The following is a 14,970-nucleotide window of genomic DNA, read 5'->3' on the forward strand; positions in this document are numbered from 1 at the left end:
CCTTCGGACGGCGGGGCCGGGGGCCGCGCGTGCGGCTCCCGGCCCCGGTGGTGCGGACGGTGTCACGGGGTGCGAAGGCCCCTGAGGGTGTCCGTGGCGGTGTTATCGCTTGACGAAGGTGATCCGGCCCGGCGCCGGCACGGGGGCGGGGCTCAGTGCCGACGTGGTGTCCCCCAGGTACGCGACGAGGGCGTCGAGGTCGACGGTGTCGCCGCCCTCGCGGGTGGTGATCTCACCGAAGACGTCGAAGTCGTTCCCGCCGTTGGCGAGGAACTCGTTGAGCGTGACCTTGTAGGTGGCCGCCGGATCGAGCGGCTGCCCCTTCAGCCGGACCGTGTCGACGAGCAGCCGGTCCGCTCCTGTCCTGCTCATGTCGACGGAGTAGCTCAGCTCCTTCGACAGTTGCAGGAAGCGCGGGCTCGCCTCGTTGGCGCCGCTGAGCTGCTGCTTGAGCGCGGTCACGAGCTGCTCCCCGGTGATGGGCAGCACCCACAGGGCGTTGGCGAACGGCTGGACGCGGTAGGCGTCCGCGAAGGTGACCGCGCCGCCGTCCTTGTGGATGAGGTCCGCGCGCATGCTGCCCGGATTGGTCAGCGCGAAGTCGGCGCCGTACTGACGGCCCGCCGCGGTCTGGGCGTCGGTGATGAAGCTGCCGAGCGGCGTCTCGGGGTCGGTGGAGCCGCGGCCCGGCAGGTCCCCGGCGATATGGCCGACGACCCGGTTGGCCTGCTCCTGCGACCGGCCGCGCCACGTGTCGACGAGCTTCGACATGGCCGGCTGCCGGGCGGTGACGACGGGGACGGCGCGGTGCTGGGCCCGTACCGTGCTGCGGACGATGTCGCCCTGGCTGTTCAGCTCGAAGCGCAGGTCGGTGAAGGACCGGCCGAAGGAGTCCGCCTGGGTGACCGTCCGGCGCTTCTTCGCCGGGTCGAGGACGGTGCACTCGTAGGAGTCGTGCGAGTGGCCGCTGACCACCAGATCGACGGCGGTCGGGGCCTTCTCGGAGATCTCCTTGATCCGGCCGTTGAGTCGGGCGGCGGGGCCTCCCGCGTCACAGTCAGCGCCCGCGACACCGTTGACGGTCTCGCCCTCGTGGATCAGCAGGACCTGGGCCCGCACCCCTTGCCCGGTCAGCTCCTTCGACGCCTTCTCGATGGCCGGGATCTCGTCGTGGAACTCCAGCTCGCGGACCATGGAGGCGTTGATGACGGTGGGGGCGTTCTTGGTCACCACGCCGATGAAGCCGATCTTCTGCCCGGTGGGCAGGGTCTCGACCTTGTACGGGCGGAGCAGCGGGGTGTCGCTGCCGCGCGCGGTCACATTGCCGCCGAGATAGGCGAACCCGGTCCCGGTGTACGGGGCGTCCGGGGCGCACCCGTCCTGCGCGTGGCAGCCGCCCTCGATGATGCGGCGCAGCTCCTGCGGGCCCTCGTCGAACTCGTGGTTGCCCACCGATGAGGCGACGACGCCGAGTTCGTCGAGTGCCGCGACGGTCGGCTCGTCGTGGAAGATCGCCGACAGGAGAGGGCTGCCGCCGATCATGTCACCGCCGGCCACGGTCAGGGTGTTCGTCCGGCCGGCACGGGCCTCGTCCAGCAGCGTGGCCATCTGTGCCACCCCGCCCGCCTGAAGAGATGTGCCGCGGTGGGTGATGCGGCCCGCCGCGCCTTCCACGGGTTCGAGGTTGCCGTGCAGGTCGTTGATGGCGAGGAGTTGGACGGGGACGCGCTCGGCGGCGCGTGCGGGGGTGGGCGCCGCCTGGAGCGCGAGCAGGGCGGTGGTGGCGGCGAGGACGCCTGCGGCCAGCGCGCCGCGGGTACGAAGTCGGGGTAAACGGGTATGTGTCACGCCCAGATCCTAGGGAGGACGCGTATCCGGGTGGCCCACGACACACCACGGCCCGGCGCCGCCGCGACGGCCCGGCGGCGGGGCGGTCGGCGCGGGCGCCGGGGCCCGCGCCCGTACCGCGCTACGCCGGACCGGGCTCCGGTCTCACGGCCGGGCCTGCTTCGGCAGGGTGAGGATCTCGGCTCCGTCGTCGGTGATGGCGATCGTGTGCTCGGTGTGCGCCGTCCGGCAGCCCGTCGCGCTGCGGAGCGTCCACCCGTCGGCGTCGGTGACGAGTTTCGCGGTGTCCGCCATGACCCACGGCTCCAGTGCCAGCAGCAGGCCGGGGCGCAGCTTGTATCCACGGCCGGGCCGTCCGGTGTTCGAGACGTGCGGGTCCTGGTGCATCGTCGATCCGATGCCGTGCCCACCGAACTCGGTGTTGATCGGGTACCCCGCCTTGCCGAGGACCGTGCCGATGGCGTGCGAGATGTCGCCGATGCGAGCGCCGGGCCCGGCGGCGGCGATCCCCGCGGCCAGCGCGCGTTCGGTCGTACTGATCATCGCGACGCTCTCCGGGGGCCGCGCCTCGCCCACGAGGAAGCTGATGGCGGCGTCCGCCGCGACTCCGCCCTTGGAGACGGCGAGGTCGAGTGTGAGCAGATCGCCGTCGGCGAGCATGTAGTCGCTCGGCCGCCCGTGGAGCACGGCGTCGTTGACGGCCGTGCAGATGTAGTGGCCGAACGGACCTCGGCCGAAGGACGGCGCGTAGTCGACGTAGCAGGACTGCGCTCCGGCCTCGAAGATCATGGCCTTGGCCCACCGGTCGATGTCCATGAGGTTCGTGCCGACCGTGCTACGGCCCTTCAGCGTCTGGAGGATCTCGCCGACCAGGGCGCCGGTGTCCCTGGCTCGGGCCAGCAGGGCGGGGTTCAGGATCTCGATCATGCGGTGTCCTTCTCATGCAACCAATAATTATACCGTCCATACTGTACCGGTACGAGAATTGGCGCCCTGGTCGGGCCGCCGCCCGCGCCGCCACCAGATCAGCCGGCGGCTGCGACTGCGGACACGGCGCGTCCAGCCCTGCGGTCCTAGACGCCGCTCAGCGACAGCTTGACGGCGAAGCCCAGGAACAGCGCGCCCGCCGCCGTCGTCATGCCCGCCGAGAGACGCTTGCGGCGGCGGAAGGCGGCGGCCAGCCGGGTGCCGCCGAAGATCAGCGCGGAGAGGTAGAGGGCGCTGGCGAGGTTGGCCAGCAGGCCCAGCAGCACGAAGGACAGGGCCGGGTGCGCGTAGCCGGGGTCCACGAACTGCACGAAGAACGAGATGAAGAAGAGGATCGCCTTCGGGTTGAAGAGGCTGATCACCAGGGCGCGGCGGTACGGCCGCTCGACCGCTTCCGGGGCGGCCGTGGCGTCGGCGCCGGGCCCGGCCGCCTGCTCGTGCTCGTTCCGCTGCCGCCACAGCGACCACGCCGCGCGCATCATCCCGATCGCCAGCCAGGTCAGATAGCCGGCCCCCGCGTACTTGACGATGCCGAAGAGCAGCGCGTTGCCCTGGAGCAGGGAGGCGACGCCCGCGGCCGAGAGCACCATCAGGACCGTGTCGCCGCACCAGACGCCAGCGGCGGCGCGATAGCCGGCGCGTATCCCGCGCCGGGCGGCGACCGAGAGCACATAGAGCGAATTCGGTCCCGGCAGCAGAACGATCAGCGCGAGGCCGACCAGATAGGTCGGCAGATCAGTGACACCCAACATGAGCCGGAGTGTGGCACAGGCATCGGTGTGATCACACAAAGGGTCCGAGGGCCGGACCCGGGCCCGGAAACACCCGGAACGAGCACACGCACCACGGGTTGACGCCCGCCTCCGCCGGGCTTCACAACTATGGCTGTTTCTCACAGGAGTCGCTTCTTTTTCCCTGGACGGCGCGTAAGAATTCACCTCTTGCCCGGGAAGTCGAATGGGGGAATGGACATGCTCGGCTCAGCAGCCCTGTGCAGGGGCCTCGCCACCGCGGCCGTGCTCGTGGCGGGTGTCGGTTGCACGGTCCAGCCGGACACCGGCGCCCCGGCGGGCGACGCCAAACCGGGCGGCGGCGCGCTGGGCGTGAGCGTCGCTCCCGTGCCCGACCCGGTCACCGCCACCCCGGAGCCGACGGCCACGCCGTCCAGGACCACCACCGGCCGGACGTACTCGCCGACGCCCGTACCGTCACCGTCCTGGACCCCGGCCCCGCCGCCGGCCCCGAGCCCGAGCGTCCCGAAGCCCGCGACGCTGATGGCGGTGGGCGTCCAGAGCGACCAGGTGCGGGAACTCCAGGCCAGACTGCGGCAGATCGGCCACTTCGACCAGTCGCCCACCGGCTACTACGGCAGCGTCACCGCCTCCGCCGTGTCGTCCTTCCAGGACAAGCGCGGACTTCCCCGTACCGGTACGACCGACACCGTCACCTGGCAGCGCCTGCTCGGTATGACGAAACAGCCGACCCGCGACGAACTGCGGCCGCCGACCGCCAAGCCGGTGGCCGCGCCCGATCCCCGGTGCATGAAGGGGCGGGTGATGTGCATCAGCAAGAAAAGCAGCACGCTCGCGTGGATGATCGACGGCAAGGTGGAGTCCGCGATGGACGTGCGCTTCGGCTCGGAGTACACCCCGACCCGGGAGGGGGTCTTCTCGGTGGGGTGGAAGTCCCGCGACCATGTCTCGACGCTGTACGACTCCCCCATGCCGTACGCCATGTTCTTCAGCGGCGGCCAGGCGGTGCACTACTCGGCGGACTTCGCGGCGCGGGGGTACGAGGGCGCTTCTCACGGGTGCGTCAATGTGCGGGACAAGAAGCGGGTCGCCGCGCTCTTCGACGAGGTCGAGACGGGCGACAAGGTGGTCATCTACTGGTGACCGGAGCATCCGCCGATCGAGCGCTGCGTCGGGTGAGCGCGCGTCGACCGAGCAGACCGCCGATCGCGGTGCGGGTCGGCGTGGAATGGGCGCGGGCGGGACCGGGGGAACGTGTCCCGCCCGCGCCGGGTGCGCCGAGCCGTAGGTACGGGGGGAACCCCGGCTCACTGCGCGGCCGATGACCAGTCGGCTCACTCTGTACTGCGCCATGACCGGAAAAAATGTCACACCTGACGGCGGATGGCGGCGGATCGGGAGGGAACCAGCAGGTCAGGAGCGTACGGCGGACAGCTCGGCGTCGGCGCCCGGCGCGGGCGAGGCCCCCGGCTCGGGCGTGGTCTCGGGCGCGGTCCCGGTGGCCGAGGCGATCGTGGTGACCGAGGGGACGGCGGGGGTGTCCGAGGGGGCCGGGCTCCCGGGCGGCGGCCCGCTCAGCGACGCCGTGGGCATCGGCGTCGGCTTCGGATGCGGCTTCGGATGCGGGGAGTCCGACGGGTCCGGGCTCAGGGACCACTGGATGCCCGGGGTTTCGGCCCCGCCGCCGCCCCGGCCACCGCCTCCGTCCCCGTCGCCTTCGTGGCCCCCCTCGTGCTCATGCGGGCCGTTCCGGTCCCCGCCACCCCGGAAGGGGCCGGTTCCGGCCTCCTTGAGCAGTTCGGCGCAGTACCGCTCGGCGCCCTCCGGGCCCTGGGTCGCCGACTCCAGCGCCCTTCTGCGCTGCGGGTCGATGTCGCCGTTCGTGTAGTCGCGGCAAGCGGCGCTGGTCCTGGCGTACCAGTGCACCGTCTCCGCGTCCGCGCCGGGGCCCGGCCGGCCCCGGTGCTCACCGTCCGGTCCGATCGCCGGGCCGTCGCCGGCCCCGGCCTCCCGCCCCGCCCCGACGCCGCCGGCCGTACCGCCGTGTCCCGCGGCGCCGAGCGCGACGCCGTCCGGGCCCGTACGGCCGGCGCTGCCGGTGACGCCCGCCGCCGACGACACCGCCGAGGAGGGCTCTCCGGTGCCGCGCCGAGGCGGGCCGTCCGGTGGTACGCCCCCGCCCGGCTCCCCGGTCGGCGCGGGGTCTTGGGAGGCCGCGGCGGAGACGGAGTTCGCGGGGGCGTGCAGGGCCTCCCCGTCGAACAGCGGGGGCAGCATGCCGGCCGCCGCCGCGACCGCCATCGCGCCGAGCGCGCATCCGGTCATCGCCACCACCAGCCGCCCGCGTACGGGACGGGCGGGGCGGGCGGCGCGCGCGGGGAGCACCGAGCGGGTGACGCGGGTGATCCGTACCGTGACGGGCAGTTCGTCGCCGCTCGGAAGCTGCTGGTGACCGCCCGTCGTACGCGCCTGCCGGAAGGCGGCCAAGGCGGCCTCTTCGCCGGGCAGTTCCGTATCGTTTGCGTACGTAACGGCGGTCATGTCCCGCAGGGCTCTGCCGAGCCTTTCCGAACGGACCACGACCTCGTCGTCGGAAGCCGCGACAGGCTCCCCGCGCAGCAGTCTTTCCGCCGCGTGTTTGTCGAGCCACGCGTCACGCTCGTCGGCCATCACATGTCCTTCTGCGTCCGCAGCCGCGAATGCGTCACACCCGCCGACGCCGTGGAGGCCGGCCGGACGGTGCGCTGCGGCGGGACCGCGCCGAGCCCCTGGCCCACGCGTCCGGGGCCCGCCGGAGCGGCGCCGGGGCGGTCCGCCGCCGGGTTCACCGGGCCGCCCGCGCCACCGCCCGTGCCGGGGTCCGGCACGTCGCGTGCCGCGTCGGGGCCCTCGTCGGCGGCGGCCAGCAGCTCCGCCAGCCGCTTGAGCCCCCGGTGGGCGGCGGTCCGCACCGCGCCCGGCCGCTTGCCCAGCGTCTCGGCCGCGCTCTTCGCGTCGAGGCCGACCACGACCCGCAGCACCACCGCCTCGGCCTGGTCCTGCGGCAGCCGGGCGATGAGCGCCATCGTCCGGCCGGTGTCGAGCGCCTCCATGGCCTCGACGGCGGTGTCGGACTCGGCGGGCTTCGCGGCGAGTTCGGTCTCGTCGGCCCCGACGGCCGGGCGTCTGCCGCGCATCCGGAGGTGGTCGAGGGCGCGATTGCGGGCTATCCGCGCCGTCCAGCCCCGGAAGCGGTCGGCGTCACCGGTGAAGCGACCGAGGTCGCGGGCGATCTGGAGCCACGCCTCGGAGGCCACGTCCTCGGCGTCCGGCTCACCGACGAGTGTCCGCAGATACCCCAGCAGCCGCGGGTGCACCGCGCGGTACACGGTCCGGAACGCGTGCTCGTCCCCGCCCTGTGCCGCGAGCACCGCCGCGGTCAGCTCGTCGTCCCCCAGTACTCCCACAACCTGTCCCGCCAAGCTGTCCTGAAAATCGCGGCCGGTCACCGCCGCGCGCCCCCACGCCCTGCGAACGCTACGGCTTTCCCGGGTCCGCGTCCATGTCCTGTGCACTCTGCAACATCCTCAGTGGCCCCTCCCGTCCCACCGGGAGCGTCAGGGACCGCGCCGGGTGTGACAGAAAACGCGCCCGCGGCGCTGTGTTGAGTACGGGGCCGTGTTCCGGCTCCGGCGGACGGCGACCGGGGTCTCTCCTGTGGGGGGTGGCGACCCCGGCCGTCGCTCCAGTCACACCGCCCCGAGCGGGCGACATCGCCGGCACCGGGCTCGTTCACGACCGGCGCGCGACCAAAGCGTCCACGCGACAGCCCCGCCAGCCCCGTCTTCCCGGGCCGTTGTGCGGCGCCGCTCCCCGGAGAGCAGAGACCTGCGGCGCGACCCGCACGGTCCCGCCGGCGCTTCACACCGTCTGCGCCGCTACGCGCCACGCGCACGCAAGAGTGACGTGGGTCACATTTCAAGGCCCACGCGAGGCGCCCATCCGGCACAACGCCTAGTTTCCCGCGCCCTCAAGCAGCAGGAACACGGCCCACAGACAAGCGCAGTAGCACTGCGCGGTTACCTACGCGGCACGCAAGATGCCGCCGACACTCCCGCGACAACCTCCCGGGACTGTTAATTTTGCGACATCTCCTCAGCCATTTGGCACCAGCCTCAAAGAATCAGCACGAGAGGCATGAGGGCGAAATTAATGCGCAGAAGCTCTGCGCAACTAGATCGTGTACGGTACGAGAAGACCCCAAAGGAGCTTTCAGTGGAGAGCAGCGAGACGGACCGCCCCGCCGCAGAGGTCGTCGAACGTCTCTGGCGTACGTACGCCCCCTTCCAGAGGGGCCGAAGTACGGACCGTGATCTCACCGCCATGCTCACCATCCTGGTGCTGGCGAAATTCCTGGACTCCGTGAGCGATCCGGGCGAAGAACTGCTCAAACGGTGGTCCAGGGCCGTGGCGGAGGCGAGAGTCGGGTATCCACCGCTGAAGGACCTGCACGACGCGTTCTCCCTCGCAGCCAGGCACGACCGGTTTCCCGCGCTCGCACCGTGGGATACGGAGAACGTGTTCGCCGGCACGGGCGATGCGGACGACCTGCCGTGGACACCGGCCTTCCTGACCGCGCTCCAAGAGCCTCCCAGAGCCGTCGAGGCCGGACTTGGCAAGGTCAGCGAGCTGCTGCTGGAACGCTACGTCTCGGAAAGCGCCCCTCAGACGGGCGAGTACTACACGCCGCCCGCCCTGACACGACTGCTCGTGGAGACCCTGTCCCCCCAACCCGGCGACCGGGTACTCGATCCCGCCTGCGGCACCGGGGGGTTCCTCACCGCCGCCGCGCAGCACATCGCGCAGCAGGGACACGTCGGCGGCGTCTCGCTTGAGGGCTACGCCATGGATCATCGCAACCCCCAGCTGGCCATGCTGAACATGGCTCTGCACGGAATCGACCGGCCCATGGTGCGCGCCTCCGACCCCGCCTCGCTTTTCCGGGGGCCGGGCATCGGCATGGCCGAATTCGTGCTGGGCAATCCGCCGTTCAATCAACGCGTCCAAGGTCTGGAACACCTCGACTGGCCTTTCGGGGTTCCTCCCGAATCGAACGCGAACTTCGCCTGGCTCCAATTCGCGTGGACCCGACTCAGCGACAAGGGGAAGGCGGGCCTCGTGATGCCAACCGGTGCCGCCTCCGTACGCGGCCACGGAACGGAGACACGCAAGGCGATACTGGCCGCAGGCGCGCTTCTCGGCGTCGTCGCACTACCGGCCGGGATGTTTTCCCACACTGCCATCCCTGTGCACATCTGGCTGCTCGCCCGTGACGCGTCCCAGCATTTGCCGATCGGGGAGACCAGGTCCGCCCTCTTCATCGACGCGAGCCGCCTGGGCACGCAGACCTCGCGTGGTGCGCGTGTGGTCGGCCCGGTCGACAGGGAACGCGTCAGCGGACGGTTCCACGCCTGGCTGCGGTCTCCCCGTGCGACCCCCGACGAACCTGGATTCTCCCGCTCGGTCCCGTACGACGAGATCCTGGAGAACGACGGCTGTCCTTTCGACCCCCGGCTGTACGTGGAGCCGGTCCGGGAGCGACCGGCAGCGGCGCTGGGCGCACGCCGCCTGCTCGATGAGCTGGCAGAGCTGGCCGTTTCGACGGCCGACGCGACGGCCCCGCTCGGCATGAGCTTCGACCGGAGCGAGCGAGCGGCGCGCGGCGAGATCGAAGTCCCGCGTGAAGACCTCCGGAGCTTGGTGCAAGGCGGGGAAGGCACTACGGAAGGACCGCTCAGGGCCCAGGCGAAATTGCTCGCGGGGCCGTCGGGAAGTCTGATCCGCGCCGACCACTACGTCGATGGCGAGGGCGTCCCCGTGGTGATGCCCAGGGACCTGACAGGGAGCGGCTTCAGCACGACGAGCATCCGGCGTATCAGCGAGCAGCGGGCAAGCGGGCTGGAGCGCTTCCGTCTGCGCCCCGGCGATGTCGTTCTGGCGCGCCGGGGAGAGCTGGGCCGAGCCGCAGTCGTTCGCGAGGAACAAGCCGGCTGGGTGTGCGGCACAGGATGCTTCCTGCTGCGTCCTCCCGCAAGGCTCGATGCCGACTACTTCGCCGCGTACCTGCGCGGGCCGGAGGCGCGTGCATGGCTGGAAGCCCACTCCACAGGGAGCATGAAGATGCAGACCATCTCCCTCGACGTTCTCCATGGCCTGCCCGTGGCGCTGCCCGGCCTCTCCACCCAGCGCTCGATCGCCGACACGATGAACCGGCTGGACGAGCATGAGCGCCTGCTGCTCGACCAGCTCGCCCTGACCCGCCGTATCCGCCACGCCGCGCTGGACGGAGGCGTCGTCCCCGCGCCGTAGGGGCGTACGGCCATCGCGAAGCCGGTTCCGGGGATCCTGAGCGCTCCGGCTCGCTGTGGCCGGACCCGCTACCGTGAAGCCATGACCGCACTGCCCGACTGGATGCGCCCGCCCCGCGCGGAAGGCTGGTTCGCGGAGGACCTGGATCACCTCCCCGAGGCACCGCGCCACACCGAGTTGATCGACGGAGCCCTCGTATTCATGATGTCGCCCCAGCGGTCCTGGCACGGCCGGCTCATCACCGCTCTCACCACCACACTTATGGCTCAGGCGCCGGACGGCGTAGAGGTCGAACGGGAAATGACCGTCCGCCTCGATGCCCGGAACCGGCCCGAACCGGACCTTTTGCTGACGGACCTGCCCTACGACCCCGACCGGACCTGGTATGCCCCCGGTGACGTGAAACTCGTCGTGGAAGTGGTCTCCCCCGAGTCCGCCCACCGTGATCGCACGGTCAAGCTCCGCAAGTACTCGGAAGCCGGCATCCCGCACTACTGGTGCATCGAGGAAGAGGACGGCGCACCCGTCGTCCACGTGTACGAGCTCGACGAACCTACGGGTGCCTATGCGCCCGCCGGAATCTTTCGGGGCTCGCTTCAGCGGCCGGTGCCCTTCGACATCAGTCTCGACCTCGACAAGCTCACGCCCCCCCGGAGCCGCTGAGGGCCCATGGCCGGATCGGCGTCCGGCCATGGAACAGGCCGGATGGCCAACGCGTGACAGCGGCCGGGAAAGCCAGCCCCCCTTACCGGGACGCGCCAGCCCGTGACGAGTAATTCGCCTCGCTTCGCAAAGTGCCTGTTGAGAGCCCCTTGCAGGCCCGGCCGGGCCGGGGGTGGCAACCCCCGGCCTCAGCGCTCCGTCCCCCGCGCCCCCCGTACCCCGTCCCCCGCACCCCCCGTGCCCCGTCATGACCACCCGTCACCCGCGCCATTCCGACCAGCCGCGGCGGTTCCTGACAGTTGGTTATCGGAATCCGAGGACACGAAAGGCAATCGTGAGCAGGGAAGAGAGGAGGAAGAGGGGAGGGGAGGGGAGGAGGGGGAGGAGGAAACGCGGGACGCGCCCCCGTGGCAGCCCGGTATGGGGGCCGCGACTTCATCGCGGCGTCACACGCCTTTCGTGCAATTGTGACCAATTTTGCTCTTTTCATCCCGCCTTCGTGCGGAGATTTCGAAAAGATCGCTGATAGTTTTGTATATTTGCGAGGACCGCGGGGGCGGCTGGGGGGAGGGGGATGGCAGTCGTGTCTACGGCAGCTGTGTCGACCTGTCCGAGCCACACGTCGTGCGGAGGGGAGACGGTGTGACAGGGACAGGGTGGGGGAAGCACGGCCCGGAGGACGCTGACGGGCCGTCGGACCGACGGTGGACCGCCTCCCAGGAGCCCCTCACCGGCGAGCAACGGGCCGACCGGGCACCGGTGTCCGGGGACCCCGAACGCACGATGCAGCTGAAGTTCGACCCGCCCGAACCCCCCGGACCTCCTGAGCCCACCGGACCCCCAGAACTCCCCGAGCCCACCGACGAGACCATGGCGCTGCGAATACGCGGGCCGGAGCCGTCCAGTGGGCGGGCCGACCGGCGCAAGGCCGCGCGACCGCCGTCGGTCTTCGCGCGCGCGGGCGCACTGCCGGCCTCCCTCACCGCCCGCCTGGCGCCGTACGCCCGCCGGCTCAAGCCCCTCTACCCGCGCCCGAGTCGGACCGGATGGCGCCGCTGGATACCCTCCGGCCGGCAGTGGCTGTGCGGCGCGGCGATCGTCGGCGGCCTGTCCGGTCTGTCCCTGACCGTCGCCTACGCCGTCACGGACATACCTCACGACCTCAACGCGTACGCCACCCAGCAGGACAACGTGTACTTCTGGTCCGACGGCAAGCCCATGGCCCGCACCGGCTGGGTACAGCGGCAGGCGATGCCGCTCAAGGACATACCCGAGGACGTCCGTTGGGCCGTGCTGGCGGCCGAGAACGAGAGCTTCTACAGCGACCCCGGAGTCTCCATGAAGGGCCTCACCCGCGCGCTGTGGCGGACGGTCGGCCAGGGCGACACCCAGGGCGGTTCGACCATCACCCAGCAGTACGTGAAGAACGTCTACCTGAACCAGAATCAGACCCTCAGCCGCAAGTTCACCGAGGCGATGATCGCTCTCAAGCTCGACAACCGGACGAGCAAGGACACGATCCTGGAGGGCTACCTCAACACCAGCTGGTTCGGCCGCGGCACCTACGGCATCCAGCGGGCCGCGCAGGCTTACTACGGCAAGGACGTCAGCGAACTCAACGCGAGCCAGGCCGCCGTCCTCGCGTCGCTGCTCAAAGGGGCCGGGCTGTACGACCCGACGCTGAGCGCCGCCAACCACGACCGGGCCGAGGAGCGCTGGAAGTGGATCCTGGACCGGATGGTCAAGTTCGGCAAGCTGTCGGCGTCCGAGCGGGCCGAGTACCGGACCTTCCCCGAACCGCTCAAACAGAACCCGCTGTACGACACCGGTCAGCAGAGCGACTACCTGGTGGAACTCGCCTCTCAGTACGCGAAGAAAGACGGGCACATCTCGGCCAGGGAATTCGACCTGGGCGGCTATCAGATCTACACGACCTTCGACCGCGAACGGGAGGCGGCGCTCGACACCGTGGTGGCCGAGGAGCGCGAGAAGGCCCGGCAGAGCGACCCGAAGGCGGCGGCCACCGCCCACTACGGCGCCGCCTCGGTGGCCGCCGACGGCCGCATCCTCGCCGTCTACGGCGGTCCCGACCACCGGAAGCAGGGCTACAACGAGTCCAATGCCACCACGGTGCCGGCCGGTACGGCCTTCCTGCCGTTCGTGTACGCGGCAGGTCTTCAGCACGGCGTGGTCAAGCAGCGTGACGCGCCGCGCGAGCAGATCACCCCGCAGTCCGTCTACGACGGCGACGACGGCGTGCCCGTCAGCACACCGGAGGGCCCCTACTGGGACCGCAGCGGCAAGAAGGTCGCCGCCCACAACGACGACGGGAAGTCCTGGGGCCGGCTGACGCTGCGCGAGGCACTCGCGGAGTCGGTCAACACACCCTTCATGCAGCTGGGGATGGACACCGGCCTGGACAAGGTGAAACAGACGGCCCAGGCGGCCGGGCTGCTGCCCTCCAGTATGGGGCCGCAGGTACCCGCCCTGTCGCTGGGCAGTTCCACCCCGAGCGCGATCCGCATGGCCGGTGGCTACGCCACCTTCGCCGCGGCGGGGCAGCACACCGAGCCGTACTCCGTGCGCCGCGTCACCCGCAACGGCTCGACCGTGCCGCTGCCCACCCCGGACAAGCGACGCGCCGTCGACGCCCGGGTGGCCGAGGAGGTGACGCAGGCCCTCACGGACTCCTTCCGGTCGGCCCACCCGGACGCGGCCCCCGCCACCGCCGCGGTGTCCGGCAAGGCCGGCAGGGCCACCGACGACACCGCCGCCTGGTACGTCGGCACGGCCCGCGACGTGTCGACCGCCGTCGTCGTCTACCGCATGGATCTGGCCAAGAGCCTCGAACCGCTGCCGCTGAAGGGGCTCGCGGGAACCGGCTCCGACAGCGTCCCGTACGACATCTGGGCGGGCGCCATGAGCCCACTGGGCTGACGGCGAATCGCCCGCACCTTCCCCGTACCGGAACCTCCCTCGCAGATTTGAGCCCGCATGAAGTCGACTCCCAGTCGCCGCCGCAAGGCGCGCGCACCCCGCGCCGTCCGTACGCGTTTCATGGTTCTTGCGGCAGCCCTCGTCATCGTCTGCTCGGTCGTGGCGGGTTACCTGGTGCTGAACCAGACCGACAGCGACGCCCTGGTCACCTCCGGCCACGACGGAACGGCCGACCGGAGCTCCACACGGTCCGGAGAGAAGTCGGAGTGGGACGGCACGACCAAGATCCTCGGGGACGGGTCGATGTCCGACACCGGCCCGCAGAAGGGGCGGTTGAAGGCGACACCGCTCAAACCGGGTGAGAAACCCCCGCAGTTCGTCGTCTTCTCCTGGGACGGTGCGCTGGAGGGCGACGACCTGCTCTTCTCCCACTACCGGGAGCTGGCCAAGGAGTACGACGCCCACATGACCTTCTTCCTCACCGGCATCTACCTGCTGCCCAAGAGCAAGAAGGACCTCTACCACCCGCCCCAGCATCCGCCGGGCTCCGCCGCGATCAGCTACCCCACCGACGAGCACATCCGCACCACCCTCACCCAGCTCGCCACGGCCTGGGAGGAGGGCAACGAGATCGGCACCCACTTCAACGGCCACTTCTGCGACGCCAAGGGCGGCGGCGACTGGAGCGTGCAGGAGTGGAAGAGCGAGATCGACCAGTTCTACGGCTTCGTGGAGAAGTGGAAGACCAACACCGGCTACCGGGAGGACGCCCCCCTGCCGTTCGACGTTCGCGACGAGGTGACCGGAGGCCGCGCCCCCTGCCTGGAGGGGCAGCCGAACCTGCTGAAAGCCATGAAGAGCTACGGCTGGCGCTACGACGCCAGCTCTCCCGGCGACTTCCAGATATGGCCGTCCAAGAAGAACGGCATCTGGGACTTTCCGTTGCAGATGCTTCCGTACCCCGGCGGCGATTACCAGAGCCTGTCGATGGACTTCAACTTCCTCTACAACCAGTCCGACGGCGAGACCCAGGGCGACCCGGCCAAGTTCCCCGACTGGGAGGAGCAGACCGTCGCCTCCTACATGGCGGGCTTCAACCGCGTCTACTACGGCAGCCGGGCACCGCTGTTCATCGGCAACCATTTCGAGGACTGGAACGGCGGCATCTATATGAAGGCCATCGACCAGGTGATCAAGAACATCTGCCCCAAGAAGGGCGTCAAGTGCGTGTCCTTCAAGGAACTCGCCGACTGGCTCGACGTCCAGAAGCCCGAGACGCTCCAGCGCATGCGCAGCCTGGACCCGGCCCAGTCGCCGGACTGGTCCACCGTGGTCAAGTGACCCTGGAATCGCTCGGGTTCCGTTGACGTACACCCCTTCACACCCTCGCCACATCTCGTGCGAAGATGCGAACGCCCGGTCCGGGTACCGGCGT

The 14,970-nt window shown here is 70.5% G+C and carries 10 protein-coding genes; 5 read left to right on the plus strand and 5 right to left on the minus strand.

The annotated features are described in order from the left end of the window. Window positions 1-102: 102 nt before the first annotated feature. The 3 genes from ACFY6S_RS14425 to leuE all read right to left on the minus strand — a co-directional run bounded on the left by ACFY6S_RS14425 (window position 103) and on the right by leuE (window position 3,587). Window positions 103-1,848 carry a bifunctional metallophosphatase/5'-nucleotidase gene (locus ACFY6S_RS14425; RefSeq protein WP_388815808.1) on the minus strand — a complete coding sequence of 582 codons (1,746 nt, stop codon included), beginning with the start codon at window positions 1,846-1,848 and terminating at the stop codon, window positions 103-105. A 144-nt stretch (window positions 1,849-1,992) separates the two neighbouring features. Beyond that, a complete protein-coding gene (gene map, locus ACFY6S_RS14430; RefSeq protein WP_388815811.1) occupies window positions 1,993-2,775 on the minus strand; it encodes a type I methionyl aminopeptidase in 783 nt (260 codons plus the stop codon). A 146-nt stretch (window positions 2,776-2,921) separates the two neighbouring features. Beyond that, entirely contained in the window at window positions 2,922-3,587 is a 666-nt protein-coding gene (gene leuE / locus ACFY6S_RS14435; RefSeq protein WP_388815814.1) for a leucine efflux protein LeuE, read from the minus strand. 219 nt (window positions 3,588-3,806) lie between these two features. Between leuE and ACFY6S_RS14440 the strand changes: the two genes are divergently transcribed. Further along, a complete protein-coding gene (locus ACFY6S_RS14440; RefSeq protein WP_388815817.1) occupies window positions 3,807-4,730 on the plus strand; it encodes a L,D-transpeptidase family protein in 924 nt (307 codons plus the stop codon). Between the two features lie 270 nt (window positions 4,731-5,000). On the opposite strand, the gene ACFY6S_RS14445 is transcribed toward ACFY6S_RS14440, so the two are convergent. Beyond that, complete coding sequence (locus tag ACFY6S_RS14445; RefSeq protein ID WP_388815820.1) at window positions 5,001-6,257, minus strand: hypothetical protein; 1,257 nt, start codon at window positions 6,255-6,257, stop codon at window positions 5,001-5,003. Next, entirely contained in the window at window positions 6,257-7,033 is a 777-nt protein-coding gene (locus ACFY6S_RS14450) for an RNA polymerase sigma factor (protein ID WP_388815823.1), read from the minus strand. Before ACFY6S_RS14450 ends, ACFY6S_RS14445 begins: the two co-directional genes overlap by 1 nt. 916 nt (window positions 7,034-7,949) lie before the next feature. Between ACFY6S_RS14450 and ACFY6S_RS14455 the strand changes: the two genes are divergently transcribed. From ACFY6S_RS14455 to ACFY6S_RS14470, 4 genes are all read left to right on the plus strand, one after another. Then, complete coding sequence (locus ACFY6S_RS14455; protein WP_388815826.1) at window positions 7,950-9,935, plus strand: N-6 DNA methylase; 1,986 nt, start codon at window positions 7,950-7,952, stop codon at window positions 9,933-9,935. Window positions 9,936-10,016: 81 nt separating this feature from the next. Beyond that, window positions 10,017-10,598: a Uma2 family endonuclease gene (locus ACFY6S_RS14460; RefSeq protein WP_388815829.1), complete on the plus strand. Its 582-nt coding sequence runs from the start codon at window positions 10,017-10,019 to the stop codon at window positions 10,596-10,598. An 870-nt stretch (window positions 10,599-11,468) separates the two neighbouring features. After that, window positions 11,469-13,535: a transglycosylase domain-containing protein gene (locus ACFY6S_RS14465; RefSeq protein WP_388817943.1), complete on the plus strand. Its 2,067-nt coding sequence runs from the start codon at window positions 11,469-11,471 to the stop codon at window positions 13,533-13,535. A gap of 57 nt (window positions 13,536-13,592) precedes the next feature. Then, window positions 13,593-14,876, plus strand: a complete 1,284-nt coding sequence (locus ACFY6S_RS14470) for a hypothetical protein (protein ID WP_388815832.1) — start codon at window positions 13,593-13,595, stop codon at window positions 14,874-14,876. Window positions 14,877-14,970 lie beyond the last annotated feature (94 nt).

The sequence above is a fragment of the Streptomyces sp. NPDC012835 genome (assembly GCF_042900885.1).
GTDB lineage: Bacteria > Actinomycetota > Actinomycetes > Streptomycetales > Streptomycetaceae > Streptomyces.